The following is a 25,735-nucleotide window of genomic DNA, read 5'->3' as shown; positions in this document are numbered from 1 at the left end:
GGGGATCTTTATCGGGAACTGCCCGCAAAGAACGCATGACTCATGCGCCATCACTCTTACAGCCGGAAATGATCCTTTGTCGCATTCGTGGGCTTACTCACAGATCTGTGACCCCTGTCCCGGGGCATACGCGTGAACTCCGGCGCCCCACGCGTGTCACGGCGGTCCCGGAAGGAGCCGGACGGGACCGGAGGGGCCGGGACAGACCGCAGGGGGCGCATCGCTCGGCGATGCACCCCCTGGGACGTGGGAAAACGTGACCTCAGCCCTCGCTGACGCCCAGCTTCTCCAGGATGAGCTCCTTGACGCGGGCCGCGTCGGCCTGGCCGCGGGTGGCCTTCATGACCGCGCCGACGAGCGCGCCGACGGCCTGGAGCTTGCCGCCGCGGATCTTGTCGGCGATGCCCGGGTTCCCGGCGATGGCCTCGTCGACGGCGGCGGTCAGCGCGCCCTCGTCCGAGACGACCTTCAGGCCCCGCTTCTCGACGACCTCGTCCGGAGTGCCCTCGCCGGCGAGAACGCCCTCGATGACCTGGCGGGCCAGCTTGTCGTTCAGGTCGCCGGACGTGACCAGCTCGGCCACCCGGGCGACCTGCGCCGGGGTGATCGGCAGGTCCTCCAGCGCCTTGCCGGACTCGTTGGCGCTGCGCGCCAGCTCGCCCATCCACCACTTGCGGGCGGACGCGGCGTCGGCCCCGGCCGCGATCGTCGCGACGATCGGGTCGATGGCGCCGGCGTTGAGGATCGACTGCATGTCGTGGGCGCCCACGCCCCACTCCTCGCGCAGCCGGTTGCGGCGGGCCAGCGGCTGCTCGGGCAGCCCGGCGCGCAGCTCCTCGACCCAGTCACGGGACGGGGCCACGGGGACGAGGTCGGGTTCCGGGAAGTACCGGTAGTCCTCGGCCTCCTCCTTCACCCGGCCCGAGGTCGTGGACCCGGTGTCCTCGTGGAAGTGGCGGGTCTCCTGGATGATCGTGCCGCCGGAGTTCAGCACCGCGGCGTGGCGCTGGATCTCGAAGCGGGCGGCACGCTCGACGGAGCGCAGGGAGTTGACGTTCTTCGTCTCGGAGCGCGTGCCGAACTTCTCGCGGCCGTGCGGGCGCAGCGAGAGGTTCACGTCGCAGCGCATCTGGCCCTGCTCCATGCGGGCCTCGGAGACACCGAGCGCCTTGATGAGCTCGCGCAGTTCGGCGACGTACGCCTTGGCGACCTCGGGGGCCCGCTCGCCCGCGCCCTCGATCGGCTTGGTGACGATCTCGATGAGCGGGATGCCCGCGCGGTTGTAGTCGAGCAGGGAGTGCGAGGCGCCGTGGATACGGCCGGTGGCACCGCCGACGTGCAGCGACTTGCCGGTGTCCTCCTCCATGTGGGCGCGCTCGATCTGCACGCGGAAGACCTCGCCGTCCTCCAGCTGGACGTCCAGATAGCCGTTGAAAGCGATCGGCTCGTCGTACTGGGAGGTCTGGAAGTTCTTCGGCATGTCCGGATAGAAGTAGTTCTTCCGGGCGAAGCGGCACCACTCGGCGATGTCGCAGTGCAGCGCGAGGCCGATCTTGATGGCGGACTCGACGCCGATCGCGTTGACGGCCGGGAGGGCGCCGGGCATGCCGAGGCAGGTCGGGCAGGTCTGCGAGTTGGGCTCGGCCCCGAGCTCGGTCGAGCAGCCGCAGAACATCTTCGTCTTGGTGCCGAGTTCGACATGGACTTCGAGGCCCATGACGGGGTCGTACGAGGCGAGTGCGTCCTCGTACGACACCAGGTCGGTCGTGGTGGTCACGGTGAAAACTTCCCTCTCAGCCCAGCAGGACGTCGTCGTCGCCCAGGCGCTTGAGCTCCCGGTAGAGGATGGCGAGGCCGGTGACGATGGCGGCGGCGGACACGGCCGCGTCGATGAGGCGCAGCGTGTCGTTCTCGGAGCGGGCCTTCCTGACCTGCTTCGCGACACCGAGCGCACCGAACGCCGTACCGGCCATGGACAGGTACGTGCCGGACTTGGACTTCTTGAATCCCTTGGCCTTGGACATTGCCTTGCTCACAACGACGGAGCCTCCTCAAGCAGCGGGTGGCCCCACTTTTCCACGAAGGCGGCCTCGACTGCGGCTCCGACCTTGTAAAGGCGGTCGTCCTTCAGCGCCGGGGCGATGATCTGCAGACCGACCGGCAGGTTGTCCTCCGGGGCGAGGCCGCAGGGAAGCGACATCGCGGAGTTGCCGGCCAGGTTGGTCGGAATGGTGCACAGGTCCGCGAGGTACATCGCCATCGGGTCGTCCGCGCGCTCGCCGATCGGGAAGGCGGTGGTGGGCGTGGTCGGGGAGACGATCACGTCGACCTGCTCGAACGCCTTCTCGAAGTCGCGGGTGATGAGCGTACGGACCTTCTGGGCGCTGCCGTAGTACGCGTCGTAGTAGCCGGAGCTGAGCGCGTACGTGCCGAGCATGATGCGGCGCTTCACCTCGGGGCCGAAGCCGGCCTCACGGGTGAGGGCGGTGACCTCCTCGGCGGAGTGCGTGCCGTCGTCGCCGACGCGCGCGCCGTAGCGCAGACCGTCGAAGCGCGCGAGGTTGCTCGAACACTCGGACGGGGCGATCAGGTAGTACGCGGAGAGCGCCAGGTCGAAGGACGGGCAGTCCAGCTCGACGACCTCGGCGCCCAGCTCCTTGAGCATGGTGACGGCCTCGTCGAAGCGCTGCACCACGCCGGCCTGGTAGCCCTCGCCGCGGAACTGCTTGACGACGCCGACGCGCATTCCGGCGACGCTGCCGTTGCGGGCGGCCTCGACGACCGGCGGGACCGGGGCGTCGATGGACGTCGAGTCCAGCGGGTCGTGGCCGGCGATGACCTCGTGGAGCAGGGCCGCGTCCAGGACCGTACGGGCGCAGGGCCCGCCCTGGTCGAGGGAGCTGGAGAAGGCGACCATGCCGTACCGCGACACGGCGCCGTACGTCGGCTTGACGCCGACCGTGCCGGTGACGGCGGCCGGCTGGCGGATGGAACCGCCGGTGTCGGTGCCGATCGCGAGCGGCGCCTGGTAGGAGGCGAGGGCCGCGGACGAACCGCCGCCGGAGCCGCCGGGGATACGGGTGAGGTCCCACGGGTTTCCGGTCGGACCGTACGCGCTGTTCTCGGTGGAGGACCCCATGGCGAACTCGTCCATGTTGGTCTTGCCGAGGATGACGACGTCGGCGGCCTTCAGCCGCTTGGTGAGCGTCGCGTCGTAGGGCGGGATCCAGCCTTCGAGGATCTTGGAACCGACCGTGGTCGGGATGCCCTCGGTGGTGAAGATGTCCTTCAGCGCGAGCGGCACACCGGCGAGCGGGCCGAGCTTCTCGCCGGCCGCGCGCTTGGCGTCCACGGCGCGGGCCTGCGCGAGGGCACCCTCACGGTCGACGTGCAGGAAGGCGTGCACCTTCTCGTCGACGGCCCCGATCCGGGCGAGGTGGGCCTCGGTGACCTCGACGGCCGTCAGCTCGCCCGCCGCGATCTTCTCGGCGATCTCGGCGGCGGTGAGCTTGATGATGTTGACGTTGGTGTCCGTCATGGTGATTAGTCCTCCCCCAGGATCTGCGGCACCTTGAAACGCTGCTGCTCCTGGGCCGGGGCGCCGGAGAGCGCCTGCGCGGGGGTGAGCGACGGACGGACCTCGTCCGCGCGCATGACGTTCGTCAGCGGCAGCGGATGAGAGGTCGGCGGTACGTCTTGGTCGGCGACCTCGCTGACGCGGGCGACCGCGCCGATGATGTCGTCGAGCTGGCCGGCGAAGTGGTCGAGCTCTTCGCCCTTCAGCTCCAGACGCGCCAGCCGTGCGAGGTGGGCGACCTCCTCGCGCGTGATGCCAGGCATGCAGCGATCCTCTGGGGTGAGTGTGTGTGGTTTGGCCCAATCCTATGGGTCCCACGCCCATGCCCGCGCCCGGGTTTGCCGTCGGCCGCTCTCCGGCCTCCGGCCGCGTGTCTCCCACCCCCGCACCACGCGTCACCGTCTCCCGCCGGGCACGCGCACAACGCAGGCCGGCCTCCGGCCGGATCCCTCCCACCCACGCACCACCCGTGACCCCACGGAACAGCCACAGCCCTCCCGCACGGCCCTCCCACCATCGGCGCCCGCCCGCCGCCAGGACCGACGCCACCCGCCAACGGCGAGACGGCACCACGAGAGGGCCGAGCCTGTCGGGACACAGTCGCGGGTGGTGCGTGGGTGGGAGAGATCCTGCAACCGGCGCACGCCGACGGCGCTAAGACGCCACAGGCGAGCCGAGCCTGTCGGGACACAGTCGCGGGCGGTGCGCGGGTGGGAGAGATCCTGCAACCGGCGCACGCCGACGGCGCTAAGACACCACAGGCGAGCCGAGCCAGTCGGGACACAGTCACGGGCCGTGCGCGGGTGGGAGAGATCAGGTCGGAGGGCGGCCCCTTCCAGGAAGGGGGACTTACTCCGCGGCGGGCAGCGCGGCGCGAGGCCGCTGCCAGCCCCGCGACCCACGCGCCAGCAGCCACGCCGTGGCCTCCTCCGGAGGCATCGCCGCCGCCACCAGCCACCCCTGCACGGCGTCACACCCCAGATCCCGCAGCCGTTCCCACGTCTCGTCGTCCTCGACGCCCTCCGCGACGACGAGCAGCCCGAGCGAATGCGCGAGATCGACGGTGCAGCGCACGATCTCCGCGTCCTCGGTGTCGATGGCGAGCCGCGCGACGAACGAACGGTCGATCTTCAGCTCGCTCACGGGGAGCCTGCGCAGATGCACGAGAGAGGAGTACCCGGTGCCGAAGTCGTCCAGCGACATCTTCACGCCGTGCCCGGTGAGCGCGGCCAGGGTGTCGGCGGCCCGCTGCGGATCCTCCAGGAGCACGTGCTCGGTGATCTCCAGTTGGAGCGATCCCGCGGGGACGCCGTGCCGGGCGAGGCGCGCGGCGACGGAGCCGGCGAAGCCGGGCGTGTGGACGTCGCGGGGCGACACGTTCACCGCGACGGGCACGAACAGACCCTGGGCGCGCCAGCGGGCGACCTGCGCGAGGGCGGTTTCCAGCACGTACTCGGTGAGGTGGGGCATCAGCCCGGACGACTCGGCGATGGCGATGAACTCGTCCGGCGGCACCTTGCCCCGCTCGGGGTGCACCCAGCGGACCAGGGCCTCCAGGCCGGCCACCTGTCCGTCGAAGCGGACCTTGGGCTGGTAGTGCAGTTCGACGTCGCCGGCGTCCAGCGCGCGGCGCAGGTCGCCCAACAGGCCGAGCCGGTCGGGGGTGTTGGAGTCCCGCTTGGACTCGTAGACCTCGACGCCCGTGCGGTCGCGCTTTGCCTGGTACATCGCGACGTCCGCCCGGCGCAGCAGCCCCTCGGCGTCGAGCGCGTGGTCGGGGAAGACGGCGAGCCCGGCGCTGGCCTCCAGGACGAGGGTGAGCCCGTCGAGGTCGAGCGGCGAGCCGAGGGCGGTGACGAGGTTGCGGGCGACGCGGGTGGCCGACGTGGTGGAGTCCGCGACCGGCAGTAATACGGCGAACTCGTCCCCGCCGAGTCGCGCGGCCTCCGCACCGCGCGGCAGGGCGAGCCGCAGCCGGTCGGCTATCTGGAGGAGGAGCCGGTCACCGGCGAGATGCCCCAACGTGTCGTTCACCGACCGGAACCGGTCCAGGTCGATCAGCAGGAGGGCGGACCGTGCGCCGATGCGCTCGGCGTCGTCCAGGGCCGTCCAGGTCCGCTCCAGCAGCCACTGGCGGTTGGGCAGTCCGGTGAGCGGGTCGCGAAGCTGCTCCTCGGCCCGCGCGCGGGCTATCCACAGGGTGGAGTCGAGGGCGATCAGCGGGATCGAGAAGAGGGGCAGCAGCATCGGCTGGGACATCGCGACGACGCACACGAGCGGCGCGATACCGAGCAGCGCGACGGCGACGAGTCCCTGTCTGACCAGGGCCGTGCGGGCGACGGTGGGCAGCCCGCCGCCGCGGGGGGCCTGCAGGTACCAGAGGACTCCCCGCGTGACGGCGAGGTAGGTACCGGCGACGAGCACCACCTGCGGGGCCGCGTACAGCGTCCAGGTCGTGGCGTCCCAGGGCGTCTCGACGCTCGGGTACCGCCCGAACGAGGTGAGGACGAGGGCTCCGGCCCCGATGCCGAGGATGTCGGCGGCGCCGTGGAGCACGCCCTGCCGCCAGCGGTTGCGGCGGGCCGCCCCGACCAGGACGACGACGGTGAGGCTGACCATCCCGGCGGGGACCCAGCCGTAGAGCAGCAGGACCGCGAGGGTGAGCGCGGCGCCGGAGCCGGTGCCGCCCCACCAGCGCGCGCGGCCGAGGGCGACGAGGTGGCCGACGATGATGCCGGTCAGCAGGGCGAGGGCCCAGCCGACGGTGCCGCACGGGAAGAGCGCGTGGTGGTCGCTGAACGCCCGGTAGAAACCGGCGCCCAGGACCATGCCGGCCGCGGCGACGACCGCGGCGGGCAGCGCGGGCCAGGACGGGTGGCGTTCGGGGTCGTGGCCGGGCAGACCGGTGCCGCGCCCGGCGGTGAGCGGGCCGGCGCCGGAGTGAGCGGGAGCGCCGAGTGGTGCGGCGCCGAGGCCGCTGGGCGCGGGACGCTGCGCGGACCGTCCGGTCCGGAGTCCCGCCAGCCACGCGCCGGTCATCCGGCTCAGTCGCAGCCGGGAGTCCGGGGGAGCGCTCTCGGTCGGTTCCATTCCCGTCCCTCTCACAGCCGGCGGTGCCCACGCCACGCGGTCCGTCGCCGGCGACAACTGCCAACGGAGCCACGTCGGAAAACCCTTCCCCCCGCTCCCGTGGAGCAGGGGGTGCGCCGGCCGCAACTGGGCACGGCAGGCGCACACGTCAACAGTAGGCCGCAGAAGGCTTCCACGGGCAGCGGTCGTCTACGGTTGCCCGAATGCGACCCGGCCACCCGTATGCATCTGATATGCGCCGAACGGGTGGCCTTCAACCGCTACTCCTCGATCGGAAGTGCGACGTCCGCCGCCGCTTCGGGCCCCTGTTCGAGCAGGACCGCGAAGCCGTCCTCGTTCAGAACCGGAACCTTCAGCTGCATCGCCTTGTCGTACTTCGAACCAGGATTGTCACCCACCACAACGAATGACGTCTTCTTCGAAACAGAACCGGTCACTTTCGCTCCACGGCTCTGGAGTTGCTCCTTGGCCCCGTCCCGCGTGTGGTGTTCCAGCGTTCCCGTGACGACGACGGTGAGGCCTTCGAGGGGGCGCGGTCCCCGGTCCTCGTCCGCTCCCTCGTCCTCCATCCGGACCCCGGCGGCCCGCCACTTGCGGATGATCTCGCGGTGCCAGTCCTCGGCGAACCACTCCTTGAGGGACGTCGCGATGATCCCGCCGACCCCGTCGACCGCGGCGAGCTCCGCCTCGGTGGCCTGCTCGATGCGGTCGATGGAGTGGAATTCGCGGGCCAGCGCCTCTGCGGCCACCGGGCCCACGTGCCTGATGGAGAGTCCGTTGATGAAACGGGCGAGGGGTCGGCTCTTCGCCTCGGCGATCCCCTCCAGCATGGCAAGCGCGTTCTTCTTGGGCTCGCCCTTCTGGTTGGCGAAGACCGTGACGATCTTCTCCTCGCCGGTCTTCGGGTCCCGCTTGGGCAGGCCGCTGTCCTGGTCGAGAACGTAGGCCCTGATGGGGAGCAACTGCTCGATCGTGAGGTCGAAGAGGTCGCTCTCGTCGACGAGCGGCGGGGCGGCGGGCTCCAGCGGACGGGTCAGCGCCGCGGCGGCCACGCTGCCGAAGTGGTCAATGTCGAGGCACTCCCGGCCCGCGAGATAGGAGACCCGCTCTCTCAACTGGGCCGGGCAGCCACGGCCGTTGGGACAGCGAAGATCGATGTCGCCTTCCTTCATGGCGCGCAGCGACGTCCCGCACTCCGGACACTCTGCCGGCATCACGAACTCCCGCTCGGTGCCGTCGCGGAGATCCACCACCGGCCCGAGGATCTCCGGGATGACATCACCGGCCTTGCGCAGCACGACCGTGTCCCCGATGAGGACGCCCTTGGCCTTCACGACCTCCTGATTGTGCAGGGTCGCGAACTCGACCTCCGAGCCCGCCACGGTGACCGGCTCGACCTGTGCGTACGGAGTGACGCGCCCCGTCCGGCCGACGCCGACCTTGATGTCGACCAGCTTGGTGTTGACCTCTTCCGGCGCGTACTTCCAGGCGATGGCCCATCGTGGAGCGCGGGCCGTGGAACCGAGGCGGCCCTGGAGACGGATCTCGTCGAGCTTGACGACCACGCCGTCGATCTCGTGCTCCACGGAGTGGCGGTTCTCCCCGTAGTACGCGATGAACTCCCGTACGCCGTCGAGGTCGTCGACCACCTTGGCGTACCGCGTGGTGGGCAGGCCCCAGGAGTGCAGCAACTCGTAGGCCTCGGAGAGGCGGCCGAGACCGTCGAAGCCCTCCAGGGCGCCGATGCCGTGGACGACCATGTGCAGCGGGCGGGACGCGGTGACGCGCGGGTCCTTCTGGCGCAGTGAACCGGCCGCCGCGTTGCGCGGGTTGGCGAAGGGCTTGTCGCCGGCCTCCACCAGGCGGGCGTTGAGCTCCTCGAACTTCTCCATCGGGAAGTACACCTCGCCGCGGATCTCCACGAGGTCCGGGACGCGGTCGCCGGCCAGGCGGTCCGGGATCTCCGCGATCGTGCGGACGTTGGGCGTGATGTCCTCGCCCGTCCGGCCGTCGCCGCGGGTCGCCGCGCGCGTGAGACGGCCGCGCTCATACGTCAGGTTGACCGCGAGGCCGTCGACCTTCAGCTCGCACAGGAAGTGGTGGTCGGAGGTGCCCACGTCCTTGGCGACGCGCTCCGCCCAGGCGGCCAGCTCCAGATCGGAGAAGGCGTTGTCCAGCGACAGCATGCGGAGGCGGTGCTGGACCGAGGTGAACTCCGTGGCGTACGCGCCCGCGACCTTCTGGGTCGGCGAGTCGGGGGTGCGCAGCTCGGGGTGTTCCTCCTCCAGGGCTTCCAGGGAGCGCAGCAGCTTGTCGAACTCGGCGTCGCTGACGACCGGCGCGTCGTTCACGTAGTACCGGAAGCGGTGCTCCTCGATCTGCTCAGCGAGCTGCGCGTGCTTCTCCCGTGCCTCGGCGGGTACCGATGTGGGCTCTGCGTGCTTTTCGCCGGCCACCGTTGTGTCCTCCCGTTACTCAGGGTTGTCCGCGAGGGATCTCGCCGCCCGGACGCAGTGGGCGAGCGCCTTGCGCGCGTAGTCGGGGGAAGCCCCCGCGAGCCCGCACGACGGAGTGAGGGTGACGGCCTCCGCGAGCAGCCCCGGCCGCAGCCCCAGCCTGCGCCACAGCGTCCTGACACCCATGACGCTACCGGCAGGGTCCGACAACGGGCCGTCCACGCCGGGGACGACACCGGCGAACAGACGCGTGCCGCTCTCGACGGCTTCTCCGATCGCGTCGTCGTCACGCTCGGTGAGCAGCGAGAAGTCGAAGGAGATCGCCGTCGCACCCGCCCGGCGGAGCAGGGCGAAGGGGACGTCCGGGGCGCAGGAGTGGACCACGACGGGTCCGCCCGCGTGGGCGCCGAGGACGTCGCGGAGGGTTCCCTCGACGAGCTGGCGGTCCACGGCGCGGTGGGTGCGGTAGCCGCTGGCGGTGCGCACCTGTCCGCGCAGCACGGAGATGAGGGAGGGTTCGTCGAGCTGGAGGACGACCTGGGCGCCGGGGATCCGCTCGCGTACGTCGGCGAGGTGGACGCGCAGTCCCTCCGCGAGCGAGCCGGCCAGGTCGCGGCAGGCGCCCGGATCGGAGAGCACCGACTCGCCGTTCCTCAGTTCCAGGGCGGCGGCCAGCGTCCAGGGGCCGACCGCCTGCACTTTCAGAGGTCCCTCGTAGCCCTGGGTGAACTCCTCCAGGGCGTCGAGGTCCTCCCCCAGCCAGGACCGGGCGCGCCTGGTGTCCCGGCCGGGCCGGTCGCCGATCCGCCAGCCGCTGGGCTCCACGCGCGCGTACAGCTCGACGAGCATCCCGGCGGTCCGGCCGATCATGTCGGCGCCCGGCCCGCGGGCGGGGAGTTCGGCGAGGTGGGGGAAGTCCTCCAGGGAACCGGTGACGGTCTTCGCGGCCTCCCGGGCGTCGCCGCCCGGCATGGACCCGACCCCGGTGGCCGCACCGAAGCTGAACACGCTGTTTTCGCTCACCCCGGAAGCGTACGGAATGCCGTGGGGAGGTCAGCCCCCCGGGCGCACCGTCAGGTCGTTGACCTCGGCGTCGCGCGGCAGGTCGAGCGCCATCACGATGGTGGTCGCGACCGATTCGGGGTCGATCCAGCGTGCGGCGTCGTAGTCCTTGCCCTCCTGCTGGTGGACCTTCGCCTGCATGGGACTGGCGGTGCGGCCGGGGTAGACGGAGGTCACCCGGACACCGGCGGCGTGCTCCTCGTGGCGCAGGGAGTCCGCGAGGGCCTTCAGACCGTGCTTGGAGGCGGCGTAGGCGGACCAGTCGGCGTGGGCGCTCAGGCCGGCGCCCGAGTTCACGAACAGCACGTGTCCCTGGGCGACGCGGAGCTGGGGCAGGAAGTGGCGGGTCAGCTCGGCGGGGGCGATCAGGTTGACGTTGAGCTGGTGGCGCCAGGTCTTCGGGGTGAGGTCGCCGACGGGACCGAGGTCGACGACGCCGGCGATGTGCAACAGGGAGTCGACGCTGTCGGGGAGTGTCTGGTGGGAGAACGCCCAGGAGAGCTTGTCGGGGTCCGCCAGGTCGCCGACCAGGGTCTTCGCGCCGGGGAACGCGACGGCGAGTTCCTTGGCGCGGCCCGCGTCGCGCGCGTGGAGCACGAGGTCGTCCCCGCGCGCGTGCAGGCGGCGGGCGACGGCCGTGCCGATGCCGGAGCCGGCCCCGGTGATCACATGTGTAGCCATGGACGCCATGCTCGCATCACCGGGCGCGGGCCCCCCACCGGGTCCTGACGCGTGACAGGGGCCGACACGTCACAGGGGCCGGCCCGTCACCGCGTGCCGGCACCTCGGCCGCACGCGCCTCACTGGGTGCCGAGGCTCTCCTCCAGGTAGGCCACGGCCCCCACGGGCTCCTCCGCGAAGAAGACCAGGTCGGTCAGCGGGCGGGGCAGGAAGCCCTCGGTGTCCATGCGGCGGAACTGCTCCTTGAGGCCGTCGTAGAACCCGGCCGTGTTCAGCAGGACCACCGGCTTCTCGGTCTTCCCGTGCTTCTTCAGCTCCAGGATCTCCGTCGCCTCGTCGAGGGTTCCGGTGCCGCCGACCATGACGACCACGGCGTCCGCCTTCGCCAGCAGCAGCGCCTTGCGCTCGGCGAGGTCACCGGCGACGACCATCTCGTCGGCTCCGGGGCGGGCCTTGGCGGCCAGGAAGTCCACGGAGACGCCGACGAGCCGTCCGCCCGCCTCCTGGACGCCGTCGGCGACGACCTTCATCAGTCCGACGTCGGAGCCGCCCCACACCAGGGTGTGGCCGCCCTTGCCGAGGAGTTCGGCGAACTCCCGCGCGGGGCGGGTGTAGCGCTCGTCGAGGTCGGCGGCCGAAAGGAAGACGCAGATGTTCATGTCCTCACCGTACGCGGGAACGAATCGGGGCCCGCGAGCGCTTTCCCGGTATGGCTGAAGGACACACGATCACCATCGAGCAGGGCACCCAGCACGTCCGCGTCGTGCACGGCGACCAGGTCCTGGCGGAGAGCGACCGCCCCCTGTTGCTGCGCGAGACCGGCTGTCCGGTGCGCTATTACCTCCCGCCCGAGGACGTCCGTCTCGACCTGCTGACGCCCTCCGACACCCACACGTACTGCCCCTTCAAGGGCACCGCGTCGTACTGGTCGCGCCCGGACGGGGCGGACCTCGTGTGGGCCTACCCCGACCCCAAGCCCGACGTCGCCGGGATCAAGGACCACTTCTGCTTCTACGAGCAGGACGTGTCCTGACGCCGCGCCCACGCGGGCGTGGCGACGCGATGACTTCCGGGCCACCCGGCAGTCTTCCCAGGCATGGACAACAAGACCATCTCGCGCGACGGGACCCCCATCGCGTACGAACGTTTCGGTGACGGCCCCGCGGTCGTCCTGGTCGGCGGGGCCATGTGCACGGGCGCCACTCTGGCGCCCCTGGCGGCGGCCCTGTCGGACCGTTTCGGGGCCGTCACCTACGACCGGCGGGGTCGCGGCGCGAGCGGCGACACCGCGCCCTTCGCGGTCGCTCGTGAGGTCGAGGACATCGCGGCGCTGATCGAGGCATCCGGAGGCAGCGCGGCGCTCTACGGCATCTCGTCGGGCGGCGCGCTGGCCCTCAGAGCGGTGGCGAGCGGGCTGCCCGTGCGCGAAATCGCCCTCTACGAGACGCCGTTCGCCGTCGACGACCGGGGCGGCAAGGAGCGTGCCGAGTACACCGAGCGGTTGACGGAGCTGCTCGGGCAGGACCGGCGGGGTGACGCCGTCGAGCTGTTCCTGTCACGGGTCGGCACGCCGCCGGCGACGATCGCCGGAATCCGGCTGTCCCATGTGTGGGCCGGCATGGAGGCCATCGCCGCGACCCTGGCGTACGACAACGCCGCCCTGGGCGACGGTGCGGTGCCGCGTGAGCGACTGGCCGCCGTACCCGTGCCGTTGCTGTCGGTCGCGGGCGACGCCAGCCCCGGGTGGATGCGCGAGGCGGCCCGTGTCGTCGCGGACGCGGCGCCCCACGGCTCGTACCGCACGCTGGAGGGGCAGACCCACATGGTCGACCCCCTGGCGCTCGCCCCCGTGCTGGCGGAGTTCTTCGACGCGAACGGCTGACCGCCCCGGACGGCTGCCTCGCCCGGCCGGGCCTCGCCGCGCACGGCCGCGCGAGGCGACCGTCGGGTCAGACGCCCGCGGTCGCGCGCGTGGTCGTCGCGATCGTCGCCGAGCCCACCACGCGCGTGCCGTCGTACAGGACGATCGCCTGGCCGGGGGCGACCCCGCGGACCGGCTCGGTGAAGGTGACCTGGAGGGAGCCGTCGACCAGTTCGGCGGCCACCTCCGTCTCACCGCCGTGGGCGCGCAGCTGGGCCGTGTAGGTGCCGGGTCCGGTGGGGGCGGCGCCGCACCAGCGGGGCTTGAGGGCGGTCAGCGCGGACACGTCCAGGGACGCGGCCGGGCCCACCGTCACCGTGTTGTCCACCGGCGAGATGTCCAGGACGTAGCGCGGCTTGCCGTCCGGGGCGGGGGTGCCGATGCGCAGCCCCTTGCGCTGGCCGATCGTGAAGCCGAACGCGCCCTCGTGGGATCCGACGACCGCTCCGGCCTCGTCCACGATGTCGCCCTCGGCCTTGCCCAGGCGGTTCGCGAGGAAGCCCTGGGTGTCTCCGTCGGCGATGAAGCAGATGTCGTGCGAGTCCGGCTTCTTGGCGACGGCGAGGCCACGGCGCTCGGCCTCGGCGCGGATCTCGTCCTTGGTGGTGACGGTGTCGCCGAGCGGGAACAGGGCGTGGGCGAGCTGGCGGTCGTCGAGGACACCGAGGACGTACGACTGGTCCTTGGCCATGTCGGAGGCGCGGTGCAGTTCGCGCGTGCCGTCCTCGCGGACGATCACCTGCGCGTAGTGGCCGGTGCAGACCGCGTCGAAGCCGAGCGCGAGCGCCTTGTCGAGCAGGGCGGCGAACTTGATCTTCTCGTTGCAGCGCAGGCAGGGGTTCGGGGTGCGGCCCGCCTCGTACTCGGCGACGAAGTCCTCGACCACGTCCTCGCGGAAACGCTCGGCGAGGTCCCAGACGTAGAAGGGGATGCCGATGACGTCGGCCGCGCGTCGGGCGTCGCGCGAGTCCTCGATGGTGCAGCAGCCCCGCGCGCCGGTCCGGAACGATTGGGGGTTCGCCGACAGGGCGAGGTGCACGCCCGTCACGTCGTGTCCGGCTTCGGCGGCGCGGGCGGCGGCTACGGCGGAGTCGACGCCGCCCGACATGGCGGCGAGGACGCGGAGGGGGCGCTGCGAGGTGTCAGTCATAACCCCTCCAGAGTACGGGGCGGCGGGAACCGGATCCCGCGAGTATCCGTTGAAGATCGCATGGGGGAGAAAAAGGGGAAGCCGAAGGGCCGCGGTGGCAAGGCGGCGGCCAAGGACGCGGACGCGGCGGTCGGGCGCCGGGTGCTGCTCGTCGGCGGTGTGGCGGCCGCCGTGGGCACGGCCGCGATCGCCCGGGACGTGCTGACGCACCTGTGGTGGCGGCTTCCCGGCGTGGAGAAGGAGAGGGTCGCGGGAGCGGTGGACTCCCGGGGAGCCCAGTGGGTGGCGGCGTCGACGGCGAACTGGCGGCGGGCGGACCGGCCGGACGACTACTCGATAGACCGGGTGGTCATCCATGTCACCCAGGGCAGCTTCGCGAGCGCGGTGCGGGTCTTCCAGGACCCGGGGCACGGGGCGGCGGCGCACTACATCGTCCGCAAGGACGGTCACGTCACACAGATGATCCGCGAGCTGGACGTGGCGTTCCACGCGGGCAACCGCGCGTACAACGAGCGCAGTGTCGGCATCGAGCACGAGGGCTTCGTGGACCGCGCCTCGTCGTTCACGGACGCGATGTACGAGGCGTCGGCCCGGCTGACGGCCGGGATATGCGGCCGGTACGACATCCCCGTGGACCGGGAGCACATCATCGGCCACGTGGAGGTGCCGGGCACCGACCACACCGACCCCGGGCGGTACTGGGACTGGGACCGGTATCTGCGTCTGGTGCGGCGGGCGCGGACGGCGGCGGCGTGAGCGCGGCCTGAAGGCCGGTCGCACCCGGGGAACGGCCTCGACCGCGAGGCGGGCCGAGGGCGCGCGCCGGGTCGGTCAGGTGAGGCCCGCGCTCCGCGCTCGTTCCACGGCGGGGCCGATCGCCCGGGCCACCGCGTCGACGTCGGCCTCCGTGGAGGTGTGGCCGAGCGAGAAGCGCAGCGTGCCGCGCGCGAGGTCCGGATCGGTGCCGGTGGCGAGGAGGACGTGGCTCGGCTGGGCCACGCCCGCGGTGCAGGCCGAGCCCGTGGAGCATTCGATGCCCTGCGCGTCGAGCAGCAGCAGGAGTGAGTCGCCCTCGCAGCCCGGGAAGGTGAAGTGGGCGTTGGCGGGCAGCCGGCCGCCGGGGGCCGGGTCACCGCCGAGGATCGCGTCGGGCACGGCCTTGCGGACGGCGTCGACGAGCTCGTCGCGCAGGGAGCCGATCTCGCGGGCGAACCACTCGCGCTGCTCGGCGGCCAGACGCCCGGCGACGGCGAAGGAGGCGATGGCGGGTACGTCGAGGGTGCCGGAGCGCACGTGCCGCTCCTGACCGCCGCCGTGCAGCACGGGCACGGGGGTGTACTCACGGCCCAGCAGCAGCGCGCCGATCCCGTAGGGGCCGCCGATCTTGTGGCCGGAGACCGTCATGGCGGCGAGGCCCGAGGCGGCGAAGTCGACGGGGACCTGGCCGAAGGCCTGGACGGCGTCGGCGTGCAGCGGGATGCCGAACTCGGCGGCGACGTCGGCCAGTTCACGTACCGGCATCAGGGTGCCGATCTCGTTGTTGGCCCACATGACCGTGGCGAGGGCGACGTCGTCGGGGTTGCGGGCGATCGCCTCGCGCAGGGCGTCGGGGTGGACGCGGCCGTACGCGTCGACGGGGAGGTACTCGACCGTGGCGCCCTCGTGCTCGCCGAGCCAGTGGACCGCGTCGAGGACGGCGTGGTGCTCGACGGGGCTCGACAGGACGCGGGTGCGGGCGGGGTCGGCGTCGCGGCGGGACCAGTAGAGGCCCTTCACCGCGAGGTTGTCGGCCTCGGTGCCGCCGGAGGTGAGAACCACCTCGCTGGGACGGGCGCCGAGGGCGTCCGCCAGGGTCTCGCGGGACTCCTCGACCGTCCTCCGGGCGCGGCGGCCGGCGGCGTGGAGGGAGGAGGCGTTGCCCGTGACACTCAGCTGGGCGGTCAGTGCCTCTACCGCCTCGGGGAGCATGGGGGTGGTCGCGGCGTGGTCGAGGTAAGCCATGGTGGGCCCGATTCTACGGGCCCGTGGTTCCCCAGCGGTTGCCCCCACCGCCATGACGGTCGTCGCGGGCCGCGCGCGGACCGGCGGGGGCGTCCTCCCCGCACCGGAACGGGCGCCTCGCCGGACTCGGGCCACCGTGCGCCGCTCGGACGTCCGGCGTCAGAAGCTCCAGGACACCGTGCTGTCGACGTGCATGACGGCGATCAGGACGACCAGGTCGGCGATGCCCAGGCCGAGGCCGAGGAACGCGCGGCCGCGACGGGCGGTCCCGCGCCACAGGGCGACGGAGGCGAGAACGATGGCGATGGGGCCGAGGAAGACGTTGAGGACCAGGAGGCCGACCAGCCCGAGGATGAACGCGGCCACGGCCATGCCGTCCGCGTCCCGGACACGGCGGGCGAGCGCGGCGCGCGTGGTCGCCTCGTCCCGGGTGGATTCCGTGGAGCGGGCGGCGCCCTCGGTACGCACGGTCCGCCCGCCGGGGGCGGTGTCCGTGCCGGGAGCCGTCTCCGCGCCGCGAGCGGTGTCGAAGTCGGTGTCGGCGGTGCTGGTGGAGTCGGCGCTGCTGGTGTTACCGGCGGATCGGGTGGTGCCGGCGGTGTGAGTGGTGAGTGCCATGACGTATGTCAGCTCCCAACGGTCAGTTGGTGAAGGAAGGGGACCACGGGCCGGTCGGCGAGGGTGCGGTGGCCGGCGGTCAGCCGGCGGAGGTGTGCATGCGGTCAGCCGGCGGAGGTGTGCCGGCGGCGGGCGCCGCGCTCACGCAGCGCGAAGACGACCAGCCAGGTGCCGATGACGGCCGCGGCGACCAGGGTGACGGGCAGCGGCGCGTGCGCCACGGTGCCCATGACGACGCCGAGCAGAAGGAGTGCGGCGACGAGGAACAGCATGGGATGCCTCTCGAAGAAGTCTCGTGGTCCGGTCCCGGACCACCCGTGCCTCGACGGTGAGGCCCGATTGTTTCCGGGACTTGACGACTCAGTGAACGGTTGTAGTAACACTTGTTCACTGACTTTGGAGTCTAGCGCGTCCGGCGGCTTTAAAAATCCAGAGAACAGTTGTTAACTGCATGGCATGAGTCACACTCTCGGCATCCGGCAGGCGCAGAAGCAGAAGACCCGACAGGCGCTGCTGGACGCCGCGTTGCTGCTTCTGGAGGACCAGAGCCTGAGCAGCCTGGGCCTGCGGGAGGTCACGCGTGCCGTGGGCGTCGCTCCGACCGCCTTCTACCGGCACTTCCGCTCGACGGCGGATCTCGGCGTGGCCCTCGTCGAGGAGGCGCTCGGCAGCCTGCACCCGATGATCGAGGACACGGTGTCCGCGGCCGGAGACAGCGACGAACGCATCGCCCGCGCCGTGGAACTGATCGACCATCACGTCGCGGCGCACCCCGCGCACGTCCGCTTCATCGCGCGCGAGCGGCACGGCGGGGTGCAGTCGGTGCGGGACGCGATCCGCGAGCAACTGGCCCGGTTCGCCGAGGAGGTGCGGGACGCGCTCGCCGAACACCCCGAGTCGCGGGGGTGGAGCGACGACGACCTGCTCATGCTGGCGGGCCTCTACGTCGACCACATGCTGATGGCGGCCTCGGCATTCCTGGAGGCGCTGGACGCCCCCGAGGCGGAGCGCGAGCGGGTGGCCCGGGTGGCCGGCCGTCAGATGCGTCTGATCAGCCTCGGCCGTCGCCACTGGCTCGGCTGACCCCTGATCCCCGGCCCGGCGGACGGGGCCCCACAACCCGGGACGGGCATGAGCTCCGGCCCGAGCCGGGACACGGGCCGCCCGACGACCCGCCCGCCGCCGACACCGGCACCGGCACCGGCACCGGCACCAAGACCTGCGTCCGCCCGAGCGACGGCCGTGCACGAACCTGCTGACCGCCCGACCCGGCCGCGCACGAGAACCCGGACGACCGCCCGATCCGGCGCCAAGCGAACCCGCACGACCACCCGACCCGGCGCCGCACGAACCCGAACGACCACCCGACCCGGCGCCGCGCCAGCCCGAACGACCACCCCATCCGGCGCCAAGCGAACCCTGCCGACCACACGATCCGGCCGGGCAGGCGCCAACTGAGCGCGACCAACGGCCTGATGGCACCCGACGAGCGCATGGCGAGGCCCGTACGCGGGGCGACTGGGCGCGGTCATCCGGGCTGGACACCGGCCGACGGCACGACCCGGCTCGGGCCAACTGAGCCCAGCCTCCGGCCTGATGGCACCCGACGAGCGCGTGGCGAGGCCCGTACGCGGGGCGGCTGGGCGCGGTCATCCGGGCTGGACACCGACCGACGTCACGACCCGACTCGGGCCAACTGAGCCCAGCCTCCGGCCTGGTGACATCCGCCGAGCGTCCGAGCCCGCACGGGCGCCGGCCCGGTGAGCGCGGCCGCCCGGCTGAAGGCACCGGCGCGGCCCACCTGAACGCGCCGACGCGGCACACCTCGTAGCCCCGCCGGTTCGGGCGCTCCCCTCACCACGGCCACCCGGCGACCGCACCGGCCCGCCTGTCTGCCCGCCCCGAAGATCGCCCCCTCCCCCACCGCGCCCGGCATCGCACCACGCCCCGCGCGCCCCGCGCCCGGCGGCTCAGCCCTGATTCGCCTGCTGCCCCTCACCCGCCTGTCCGGCCTGCCCTCCTCCGGGGCCGCCGCAGCCGCCCTGGCCGCCGCCCATGCCGCCGCCGGGAGCGCCGCTCGGCATGCCCGAGGGGTTGCCGGACGGCGCCTTGCCGGTGGGCATGCCCGAGGGGGCGCCGGAGCGGGAGGGCATGCCGGACGGTGCTCCCGAAGGGCGGCCGGAGGCGCCACCGCTCGGCATGCCGGAGGGGCGGGTGCAGTTCCGGCCGTCGGAGGTGCCGCTGTCCGAGGACGTCGCGTCGTCCGAGCCGCAGGCCGCCAGCAGGGGCGCGAGGGCGAGGAGGACGACGGCGGGGACGAGCCGTGCGCGAGGATTCATGGGTAACTCCCAGTCGGATCGGGCGAGATGGTGAGCGGACGGCACGCGATGACCGCCGGTCGACGTGACCGACCGACGTCGGCGGTCGACCCGCCCTCCCGTCGGCGAGGGCCGGTCGACGAAGCCGGGTGGCCAGGGCCGCCCGACGACAGGCCGGTCGGCCCGAGCGCCCGGCGTGGGCCGGTCGACGTCGGACCGGCGCCGGCCGGCGGACGACGCGTGTGCACAGGCCCGTTGGCGAGGGCCGCCCCGGTCGGGCCGGCCGACGAGAGCCGGTCGAGCGGTGGCCAGAGGACCAGATCCACGTAGGTCCGCGCTGTGCCGGAGCTGTGGCTTGCTGTGCGCAGCCCTGTACGGCGGGAGTGCCGATCCTGGGCTCAACCCCCCGCGTACAGCACGCCGATGGCCGCGGCCGTCGCGGCCAGCTCCGCCCGGGCCGATGCCGGGGCGAGGACCTCCACCGCGTCCCCGAAGGCCATCAGGGTCCGGGCCTCGCGCACGGAGCCGTGGGAGAGCCGCGCCGTCACCCACTCCCCGGCCCCGGTGTCCTCGGGCAGTTCGGTGAGGGCGGCCGCGTTGAGGCGCACGAACATGTCCAGGTGGGTGCGGCGCACCCGGACCGTGATCTCGACGCCTCCGGGCCGCTCCTCCACCTGGCGGCGCAACACCTTCCAGGCATGGGCGAGTTCCACTCCAGGACGGCGGCGCACCGGGTCCGGCAGGAGGGTGGCCGCGCCGATCCGGTCGGCGCGGAACAGCCGCGGGGTGCCGCGCCGGTCGGCGACGAGGTACCAGACCCCGGCCTTGGAGACGAGCCCGTACGGGTCGACGGTGTACGTGCGCGGTTCGGTCTCCCCGCCGTGCCGGTAACGCAGCCGCAGCCTGCGGTCGCTGAACACGGCGTCCTGCAGCACGTCCAGGTCGACGGTCCGTCGGGGGCCGCCCTTCCAGCGCGTGGCGTCGACGAGGATGCGCCTGCCGGTGACCTCGGCGGCCGGCCGGAACGGCGCGGGCAGCGCGGCCATCACCTTGCGCAGTGCGGAGTCGAGCGCCGCGTCCAGGCCGAGGGCCGCGTGCGCGCCCTGCGCGGCCAGGATGAACAGCGCGCGGGACTCGTCGGCGGTCAGTCCGGTGACGTCCGTACGGAATCCGGCGAGCAGTTCGATGCCGCCGTGCCGGCCGCGCTCGGCGTAGACGGGGACGCCGGAGGTGGAGAGGGCCTCGATGTCCCGGTAGATGGTGCGCACCGACACCTCGAGGCGGTCGGCGAGTTCGTGGGCGGGGACCCGGCCCCGGGTCTGGAGCAGCAGGAGGATCGAGAGCAGGCGGTCGGACTTCACGGGCCCAGGATCGCGCTCGCCCGGGGGCCCGGCAAATGCTGACGGAGGTTGTCAGGTTATGCGTCCACGGTGGGGGCACACCGAGACACGGAAGAGGTCGCTCATGAACGCCATGGACCCCCGCCCCCTGTACACCCGCGCCGCAGGACGGATCGCCGAACTCATCGGGACCGTCCGCCCGGATCAGCTCTCCGGAGCCACGCCGTGCGCCGGCTTCGACGTCCGCCTGCTGCTGTCGCACCTGGTCGGAGGCACCCGGCGGATCGCCGTGATCGGCGCGGGCGGCGACGGGCTCGCGGTGCGGCCGTTCGTCGACGGCGTCCCGGACGACGGCTGGGCCGCCGCGTACGACGAGGTCAGGACGGAGGTGCGGACGGCGTGGGCCGACGACGCGCGCCTGGAGGCGCTCGTGCGGGTGCCGTGGGGCGAGACTCCCGGGCGCCAGGCTCTGGCCGGGTACGTCATGGAGGCCGTCATCCACACCTGGGACCTGTCGGAGGCGCTCGGCCGGCCGCTCCAACTCGACCCGGCCCTCGCCGAGTTCGCGCTCGCGACCGCCTGCCGGGTGCTGCCCGACGAGGGCCGCGAGGACCCCGAGCTGCCCTTCGGCCCGGCGCTCCCGGCGCCGGAGGGGGCGGACGCGTACGGCCGGCTGGCGGCCTGGACGGGCCGTCGGCCGTTCGTCGTCGCGTGACCGGACGCCGGACCCGGCGCGGCCGTACTCCTCGCCCGGGGATCGCGCGCGAGCGAGCCGGACCGTGAGGAGATCGCGCGCGGCCGAGCCGCGCTCCTACCCGGAGTCCGCGGCCGGCCGGTCTCGCTCGCCGACCGCCGGACAGCCGGCCGGCGGTCCCGATCGGTCGAGCCGGGCCCCCCGACCGGGGCCCGGCTCGACCGGGTCGTACCCCCGAGAGAGGTGCTCGGTCAGCCGAGCCGTGCGCGCGCGAGCTGGCGGGACTGGGCGACCAGCCGGTCCGCGCTGTCCCACACCTCGGCGTCCTCCTCCAGGAAGCCGCCGGCGAGGTTGCGGGTGGTGATCGACACCCGCAGCGGGCCGGGGGCCGGACGGCTGCGCACGTGCACGGTCAGTTCGACGGTCGGCACCCAGCCGGACAGCCCGATCTCGAACGCGGTCGGCGGCAGCGCGTCGACGGCGAGGAGCAGCGAGAGCGGGTCGGCGTCACGGCCGTCGGCGAGCCCGAACCACGCCCGCATCTCGCCCTTCCCGGAGGGGGCGCCGAGGGCCCAGCCCAGGGTCGCGGGGTCGAGCTTGAGGAAGAGCCGGTCGGTGATCGCCGAGCTGCCGGGGATCGGCGCGGGCGCGTCCTGCGGGCCGAAGCACTGGTCCATGGGCGGGATCGCGGGCGGCCGCGCGGTCGTCCGGACGTCGTCGGGCAGCGCGTCGAGGTCGCCGTACGAGGCGAGGACGCGGATCCGCTCGACCTCGCGGCCCTCGTCGTCGTACTGGAAGAGGGACGCCTGGCCGGTCGACAGCGTCCGGCCGGTGCGGACGACGTCCGTGCGCACGACCGCGGGGCCCGGCTGGGACGCGGTGAGATAGTGCGCGGAGACCGTGAAGGGGTCGGAGTGCGGCAGGGCGTCGGCGAGCGCGCGGCCGAGGAGGGCCAGCAGATAGCCGCCGTTGACGGCGGTGATGATCGTCCACCCGGGCGAGAGGTCCACGTCGTAGACGCCCGGGGCGCGCAGGGTGACCGCGGTGTCGCGGTCGAACTCGCTGTCGCCGATCGTGGCCCGCGTGGCCTGTACCGAAGCTGCTTCTGGCATACCTGAACGGTACAACAGGAAATTACTAAGCGGTAGCTTTTACTGTTTCGGGGGGATGAACGCCCGCGGACGCCCGCGGAGCCACGCGAGCGCACGTCGGCCCACGCGTTCGCCCGCCGGTCCACGCGGGCCCCCACCCCGGACACCGGCGGCCGGCCGCCCCGAGACGCCGGTCCCTCCGAGTGACCGTCCAGGTGGGTGATCGTTCGCCATTTTCTCGGCAAGTGTCCGGAATCACCCGTGACCAATCGGTCCGGGTGCTCCTCTGACAGGACATGAGTCTCACCGGGACGCCGTTCCTCCTGACCACGATCGCGCTGTGTGCCGTCGCGATCGTGCTGCCCCTGACCCTGTGGTCCCGGGTTCCCGGACCGCGGCCGGTGCGCGGCACGGCACGCCTGCTGATGCTGCTGTTCGCGCAGGCCACCGCGATCAGCGTGGTCTTCGTCCTGGTGAACAACGCGAACAGCCTCTACGACGACTGGGCCGACCTCCTCGGCACCGGCGACCACGTGGAGCGGGCCGCCGACCTGGGCGCGGACGGCACCGGCGGGATCGCGCCGGAGAGCCTGCCCCGGGTGCGGCAGACCTTCGAGCCGGCGGTCGGGCCGGGTATGCGCGAGGCGGGCGGGGTGCGCGTCACCGAGCTGAGGGGACGGGTCTCCGGCGTGAACGCCGAGGTCTACGTCTGGCTGCCGCCGCAGTACGGCGACCCCGCGTTCCGCCACCGCTCGTTCCCCGTCGTCGAGCTGCTGCCCGGCTACCCGGGCTCCGCGAGGGCCTGGTTCGGTTCGCTGAAGGTGCACCGGCAGCTGGTGCCGCTGATGCGCGACGGCCGTGTGGCGCCGTTCATCCTGGTCGCGCCGCGCACCAACCTGCTGGCCCGGGCGGACACGGGCTGCGCGAACGTCCCCGGCACGGTCAACGCGGAGAGCTGGCTCAGCGTCGACGTGCCGAGGATGATCAGGGACAACTTCCGCGCCGAGGCCGCGCCCGACGGCTGGGCCACCGCCGGGTACTCGGCCGGGGCGCACTGCGCGACCAAGCTGGCCGTCGCCCACCCCGACCGCTACGGGGCCGCGGTGAGCATGTCCGGGTACAACGACCCGCGGGAGGAACGCAGTTCGCTCGCCGGCCGGAACCCGGAGCTGCGCCTGCGGAACGATCCCTCCGTACGGCTGCGCGCCGACCGTGTGCCCCCGCCCGTCGCGCTCTACTTCTCCGGCGAGTCCGGCGACGGCTACGAGGCGGGCGCGGCGATCCAGCGGATCGCGAAGGCGCCCACGCGGGTGGACGTGGTGCTGCTGCCGCGCAGCGCGGGCGGCCACGACATGGGCCTGTGGCGGCCGCAGCTGCCGGAGGTGTTCCGCTGGCTGACGGACCGCTTCCGCACGCGGGCCGCCGCCGGCGGCGCGCCGGGCGCGCCCGGGGACGGTGTCCGCGGCCCCGGCGGCACCGGCAACCTCGTGGAAACCGGCGACTCCGAGGGCTCCCGGGACGTCGTCGGAGCCGGCCGGGTCAGGGGGTCTCTTCCTCCCTCACCGTCGAACGGCGGTTCCAGGCCCGCGGAGCACGCCAGTGGAACCGCATCGCGAGCAGCCGCAGCACGAAGGCCGTGACCACGGCGAGGCCGCTGGTGAACGGGGTGAGCGCGTCGTAGCGGATGCACAGCGCCACCATGGTGGCGCCGACGATCGCGGGAACCGCGTAGAGGTCACGGTCCCAGCGCAGCAGCGAGGGAACCTCGTTGGCGAGGACGTCGCGCAGCACACCGCCGCCGACGGCGGTCGCGAGACCGAGGGCGGCCGAGGCGGTGAGGCCCAGCCCGTAGTCGTACGCCTTCACGGTGCCCGTGACGCAGAACAGTCCGAGTCCTGCCGCGTCGAAGACGTTCACGCCGACCTGGATGCGCTCCACATGGGGGTGCAGGAAGAACACGAGCAGGGCGGCGACGAACGGTGTGGTGAAGTACCCCAGGTCGGTGAAGGCGGCCGGGGGTACCGCGCCGATGATGATGTCGCGCAGCAGCCCTCCGCCCAGCGCGGTGATCTCCGCGAGAACGGCGATGCCGAAGACGTCGAAGTTCTTCCGGACGGCCAGCAGCGCGCCGGAGATCGCGAAGACGAAAATGCCGATCAGGTCGAGCGTGTGCTGGACGGAGGGGCTGAAGAGTTGCAGAAGCACCCCCACATTCTCACCTGCCGCGGGGCGTGCGCCTTACGAAGAAAGGTCTAGACGGCGGGCTTACCGGTGGTGAAGAGCCAGGTCTGGAAGAGGTCGTCGAGCTGCCTGCCGGAGACGCGCTCCGCGAGGGAGATGAAGTCGGCGGTGCTCGCGTTGCCGTAGCGGTGCAGCTTGGTCCAGGCGGGCAGCAGCTTGAAGAACGCGGCGTCGCCGATGCGTTCGCGCAGCATCTGGAGGGTCATCGCGCCCCGCTGGTAGACGGCGGAGGCGAACATCGTGTCCCGCTGCGGGTCGCCGACGGTCGTCTGCCAGAAGGAGGAGTCCGCGGGCCGGGAGTCGTAGCCGGCGACGAACGAGTCGTGGGCGGATCGGACGCCCTGGTGCTCCGCCCACAGCCACTGCGCGTAGGTGGCGAAGCCCTCGTTCAGCCAGATGTCCTTCCAGTGGGCGACCGACACGGAGTCGCCGAACCACTGGTGGGCCAGCTCGTGCACGATGGTCGACTCCGAACGCACCGCCGAGTACGCGGGCTTCGACTGGACCTCCAGCGAGAAGCCGGCCTGCGGCATGTCGTCGACGATCGCGCCGGTCTCCTCGAACGGGTACGGGCCGAATACCTGGGACCAGTAGTCGGTGGCGGCGGCGGTGACGGCGTACACGTCGACGCTGTTGCTGTTGGCGAGCACGGGGTCGATGGCGACGTAGATCGGCGTCCCGGCGGGCGTCCGGCCCGTCTTCACGTCGAACTTCCCGATGGTCGCGGTCGCCAGGTAGGTGGCCATCGGCCGGCTCTCGCGCCAGTGCGTGACCGTGTTCGCGCCGTGGTCGCGGGTCGATACGAGGCGTCCGTTGGAGACGCCCGTCAGGCCCTTGGGCGCGGTGATGCGTATGTCGTAGGTCGCCTTGTCGGACGGGTGGTCGCTGGAGGGGAACCAGGTGGAGGCGGCGTTGGGTTCGCAGGCGACGAAGACGCCGTCGGCGGTCTTCATCCACCCGTAGTCGGAGCCGAACACGATGGGGCCGCTGAGTGCCTCGGGCACTCCGCCGTAGGTGACGGCGACCGTGAAGGTACGGCCCTTGGCCAGCGGGCCCCGCGGGGTGATGCGGATCTCGTCGCCGGACCGCGTGAAGCGGGCGCGTCTGCCGTTCACCTCGACCTTGGTGACATCCAGCTTCTGGAGGTCGAGGTCGAAGGAGGAGAGGTTCTGGGTGGCGCGGGCGGTGAGGGTGGTCCGGCCGTCGAGGCGGTCGGTGGCCGGGTCGTACGCCACGTCGAGGGCGTAGTGGCGGGCGTCGAAGCCGCCGTTGCCGAGCTGGGGGAAGTAGGTGTCGCCGATGCCGTCGGCGCCCGGGGTGGGGGCGGAGGAGGCGGCGACAAGGAAGAAGGAGGCCGCCGCGGTGGCGAGGGCCCCTAAACGTGCCGAACGGGAGAGTGCCATTTCGCGTCCCTTTCGTACGTGTGCTGATCAACTTCGATCAGACGGACACGCAGGACTCTGCACTCTCCCGTTCGGGCATGTTCATGACTTTG

Annotated in this window: 24 protein-coding genes; 6 read left to right on the top strand and 18 right to left on the bottom strand. The window is 72.4% G+C overall.

What is annotated here, in order from left to right; translation table 11 throughout:
- Nucleotides 1-262: 262 nt before the first annotated feature.
- The 9 genes from gatB to ABZT74_RS15770 form a co-directional block, all read right to left on the bottom strand.
- On the bottom strand, nt 263-1,777 hold the full coding sequence (gatB, locus tag ABZT74_RS15810; protein ID WP_355867633.1) for an Asp-tRNA(Asn)/Glu-tRNA(Gln) amidotransferase subunit GatB: 1,515 nt from the start codon (nt 1,775-1,777) through the stop codon (nt 263-265).
- A gap of 16 nt (nt 1,778-1,793) precedes the next feature.
- Nucleotides 1,794-2,024: a hypothetical protein gene (locus tag ABZT74_RS15805; protein ID WP_355868187.1), complete on the bottom strand. Its 231-nt coding sequence runs from the start codon at nt 2,022-2,024 to the stop codon at nt 1,794-1,796.
- 8 nt (nt 2,025-2,032) lie between these two features.
- Complete coding sequence (gatA, locus tag ABZT74_RS15800; protein ID WP_356169589.1) at nt 2,033-3,538, bottom strand: Asp-tRNA(Asn)/Glu-tRNA(Gln) amidotransferase subunit GatA; 1,506 nt, start codon at nt 3,536-3,538, stop codon at nt 2,033-2,035.
- A 5-nt stretch (nt 3,539-3,543) separates the two neighbouring features.
- Complete coding sequence (gatC, locus tag ABZT74_RS15795; protein WP_003966094.1) at nt 3,544-3,840, bottom strand: Asp-tRNA(Asn)/Glu-tRNA(Gln) amidotransferase subunit GatC; 297 nt, start codon at nt 3,838-3,840, stop codon at nt 3,544-3,546.
- 586 nt (nt 3,841-4,426) lie between these two features.
- On the bottom strand, nt 4,427-6,667 hold the full coding sequence (locus ABZT74_RS15790) for a bifunctional diguanylate cyclase/phosphodiesterase (protein ID WP_356169586.1): 2,241 nt from the start codon (nt 6,665-6,667) through the stop codon (nt 4,427-4,429).
- 260 nt (nt 6,668-6,927) lie between these two features.
- Nucleotides 6,928-9,123 carry an NAD-dependent DNA ligase LigA gene (ligA, locus tag ABZT74_RS15785; RefSeq protein WP_356435425.1) on the bottom strand — a complete coding sequence of 732 codons (2,196 nt, stop codon included), beginning with the start codon at nt 9,121-9,123 and terminating at the stop codon, nt 6,928-6,930.
- A 15-nt stretch (nt 9,124-9,138) separates the two neighbouring features.
- The gene (locus ABZT74_RS15780) at nt 9,139-10,146 is read right to left on the bottom strand and encodes a methionine synthase (RefSeq protein ID WP_355867620.1); all 1,008 of its coding nucleotides are present in this window, start codon (nt 10,144-10,146) and stop codon (nt 9,139-9,141) included.
- Between the two features lie 30 nt (nt 10,147-10,176).
- On the bottom strand, nt 10,177-10,875 hold the full coding sequence (locus ABZT74_RS15775) for an SDR family oxidoreductase (RefSeq protein ID WP_356435422.1): 699 nt from the start codon (nt 10,873-10,875) through the stop codon (nt 10,177-10,179).
- A 110-nt stretch (nt 10,876-10,985) separates the two neighbouring features.
- On the bottom strand, nt 10,986-11,525 hold the full coding sequence (locus ABZT74_RS15770; RefSeq protein ID WP_356169577.1) for a TIGR00730 family Rossman fold protein: 540 nt from the start codon (nt 11,523-11,525) through the stop codon (nt 10,986-10,988).
- Nucleotides 11,526-11,575: 50 nt separating this feature from the next.
- Between ABZT74_RS15770 and ABZT74_RS15765 the strand changes: the two genes are divergently transcribed.
- Nucleotides 11,576-11,899, top strand: a complete 324-nt coding sequence (locus ABZT74_RS15765) for a DUF427 domain-containing protein (RefSeq protein WP_355867611.1) — start codon at nt 11,576-11,578, stop codon at nt 11,897-11,899.
- 63 nt (nt 11,900-11,962) lie between these two features.
- Entirely contained in the window at nt 11,963-12,748 is a 786-nt protein-coding gene (locus tag ABZT74_RS15760; protein WP_356435419.1) for an alpha/beta hydrolase, read from the top strand.
- A 67-nt stretch (nt 12,749-12,815) separates the two neighbouring features.
- Here ABZT74_RS15760 and mnmA read toward each other — a convergent pair whose 3' ends face one another.
- Nucleotides 12,816-13,937 (bottom strand): tRNA 2-thiouridine(34) synthase MnmA, encoded by a 1,122-nt coding sequence (gene mnmA, locus ABZT74_RS15755; RefSeq protein ID WP_355867605.1) that lies wholly within the window; start codon nt 13,935-13,937, stop codon nt 12,816-12,818.
- A gap of 60 nt (nt 13,938-13,997) precedes the next feature.
- Between mnmA and ABZT74_RS15750 the strand changes: the two genes are divergently transcribed.
- Complete coding sequence (locus tag ABZT74_RS15750; protein ID WP_355867602.1) at nt 13,998-14,693, top strand: N-acetylmuramoyl-L-alanine amidase; 696 nt, start codon at nt 13,998-14,000, stop codon at nt 14,691-14,693.
- A 75-nt stretch (nt 14,694-14,768) separates the two neighbouring features.
- On the opposite strand, the gene ABZT74_RS15745 is transcribed toward ABZT74_RS15750, so the two are convergent.
- The 3 genes from ABZT74_RS15745 to ABZT74_RS15735 all read right to left on the bottom strand — a co-directional run bounded on the left by ABZT74_RS15745 (nt 14,769) and on the right by ABZT74_RS15735 (nt 16,828).
- Nucleotides 14,769-15,938: a cysteine desulfurase family protein gene (locus ABZT74_RS15745; RefSeq protein WP_355867599.1), complete on the bottom strand. Its 1,170-nt coding sequence runs from the start codon at nt 15,936-15,938 to the stop codon at nt 14,769-14,771.
- Nucleotides 15,939-16,097: 159 nt separating this feature from the next.
- Nucleotides 16,098-16,310: a DUF4190 domain-containing protein gene (locus ABZT74_RS15740; RefSeq protein WP_355868184.1), complete on the bottom strand. Its 213-nt coding sequence runs from the start codon at nt 16,308-16,310 to the stop codon at nt 16,098-16,100.
- 350 nt (nt 16,311-16,660) lie between these two features.
- On the bottom strand, nt 16,661-16,828 hold the full coding sequence (locus ABZT74_RS15735; RefSeq protein WP_356435416.1) for a hypothetical protein: 168 nt from the start codon (nt 16,826-16,828) through the stop codon (nt 16,661-16,663).
- A gap of 184 nt (nt 16,829-17,012) precedes the next feature.
- On the opposite strand from ABZT74_RS15735, the gene ABZT74_RS15730 reads away from it, so the two are divergent.
- On the top strand, nt 17,013-17,639 hold the full coding sequence (locus ABZT74_RS15730; protein ID WP_355867593.1) for a TetR family transcriptional regulator: 627 nt from the start codon (nt 17,013-17,015) through the stop codon (nt 17,637-17,639).
- 887 nt (nt 17,640-18,526) lie between these two features.
- Here the strand turns inward: ABZT74_RS15730 and ABZT74_RS15725 are convergent.
- Together ABZT74_RS15725 and ABZT74_RS15720 are read right to left on the bottom strand one after the other, a co-directional pair.
- The gene (locus tag ABZT74_RS15725; protein WP_355867590.1) at nt 18,527-18,895 is read right to left on the bottom strand and encodes a hypothetical protein; all 369 of its coding nucleotides are present in this window, start codon (nt 18,893-18,895) and stop codon (nt 18,527-18,529) included.
- Nucleotides 18,896-19,272: 377 nt separating this feature from the next.
- Entirely contained in the window at nt 19,273-20,235 is a 963-nt protein-coding gene (locus ABZT74_RS15720) for a YafY family protein (protein ID WP_356435413.1), read from the bottom strand.
- Between the two features lie 103 nt (nt 20,236-20,338).
- Here ABZT74_RS15720 and ABZT74_RS15715 point away from each other — a divergent pair, with 103 nt between their 5' ends.
- A complete protein-coding gene (locus ABZT74_RS15715; RefSeq protein WP_356435410.1) occupies nt 20,339-20,929 on the top strand; it encodes a TIGR03086 family metal-binding protein in 591 nt (196 codons plus the stop codon).
- A gap of 230 nt (nt 20,930-21,159) precedes the next feature.
- On the opposite strand, the gene ABZT74_RS15710 is transcribed toward ABZT74_RS15715, so the two are convergent.
- On the bottom strand, nt 21,160-22,020 hold the full coding sequence (locus ABZT74_RS15710; RefSeq protein WP_356169562.1) for a thioesterase family protein: 861 nt from the start codon (nt 22,018-22,020) through the stop codon (nt 21,160-21,162).
- 275 nt (nt 22,021-22,295) lie between these two features.
- Here ABZT74_RS15710 and ABZT74_RS15705 point away from each other — a divergent pair, with 275 nt between their 5' ends.
- Nucleotides 22,296-23,639: an alpha/beta hydrolase-fold protein gene (locus ABZT74_RS15705; RefSeq protein ID WP_356169561.1), complete on the top strand. Its 1,344-nt coding sequence runs from the start codon at nt 22,296-22,298 to the stop codon at nt 23,637-23,639.
- Here the strand turns inward: ABZT74_RS15705 and ABZT74_RS15700 are convergent.
- Both ABZT74_RS15700 and ABZT74_RS15695 read right to left on the bottom strand, forming a co-directional pair.
- Entirely contained in the window at nt 23,539-24,204 is a 666-nt protein-coding gene (locus tag ABZT74_RS15700; protein ID WP_355867575.1) for a trimeric intracellular cation channel family protein, read from the bottom strand. The two genes, ABZT74_RS15705 and ABZT74_RS15700, sit on opposite strands and share 101 nt — an antisense overlap.
- A 47-nt stretch (nt 24,205-24,251) precedes the next feature.
- Nucleotides 24,252-25,643 (bottom strand): M1 family metallopeptidase, encoded by a 1,392-nt coding sequence (locus ABZT74_RS15695; RefSeq protein ID WP_356169558.1) that lies wholly within the window; start codon nt 25,641-25,643, stop codon nt 24,252-24,254.
- Nucleotides 25,644-25,735: the final 92 nt, after the last annotated feature.

The organism is Streptomyces sp. NPDC005302, assembly GCF_040607345.1.
GTDB lineage: Bacteria > Actinomycetota > Actinomycetes > Streptomycetales > Streptomycetaceae > Streptomyces.
This window is presented reverse-complemented; position numbering and strand designations above follow the sequence as displayed.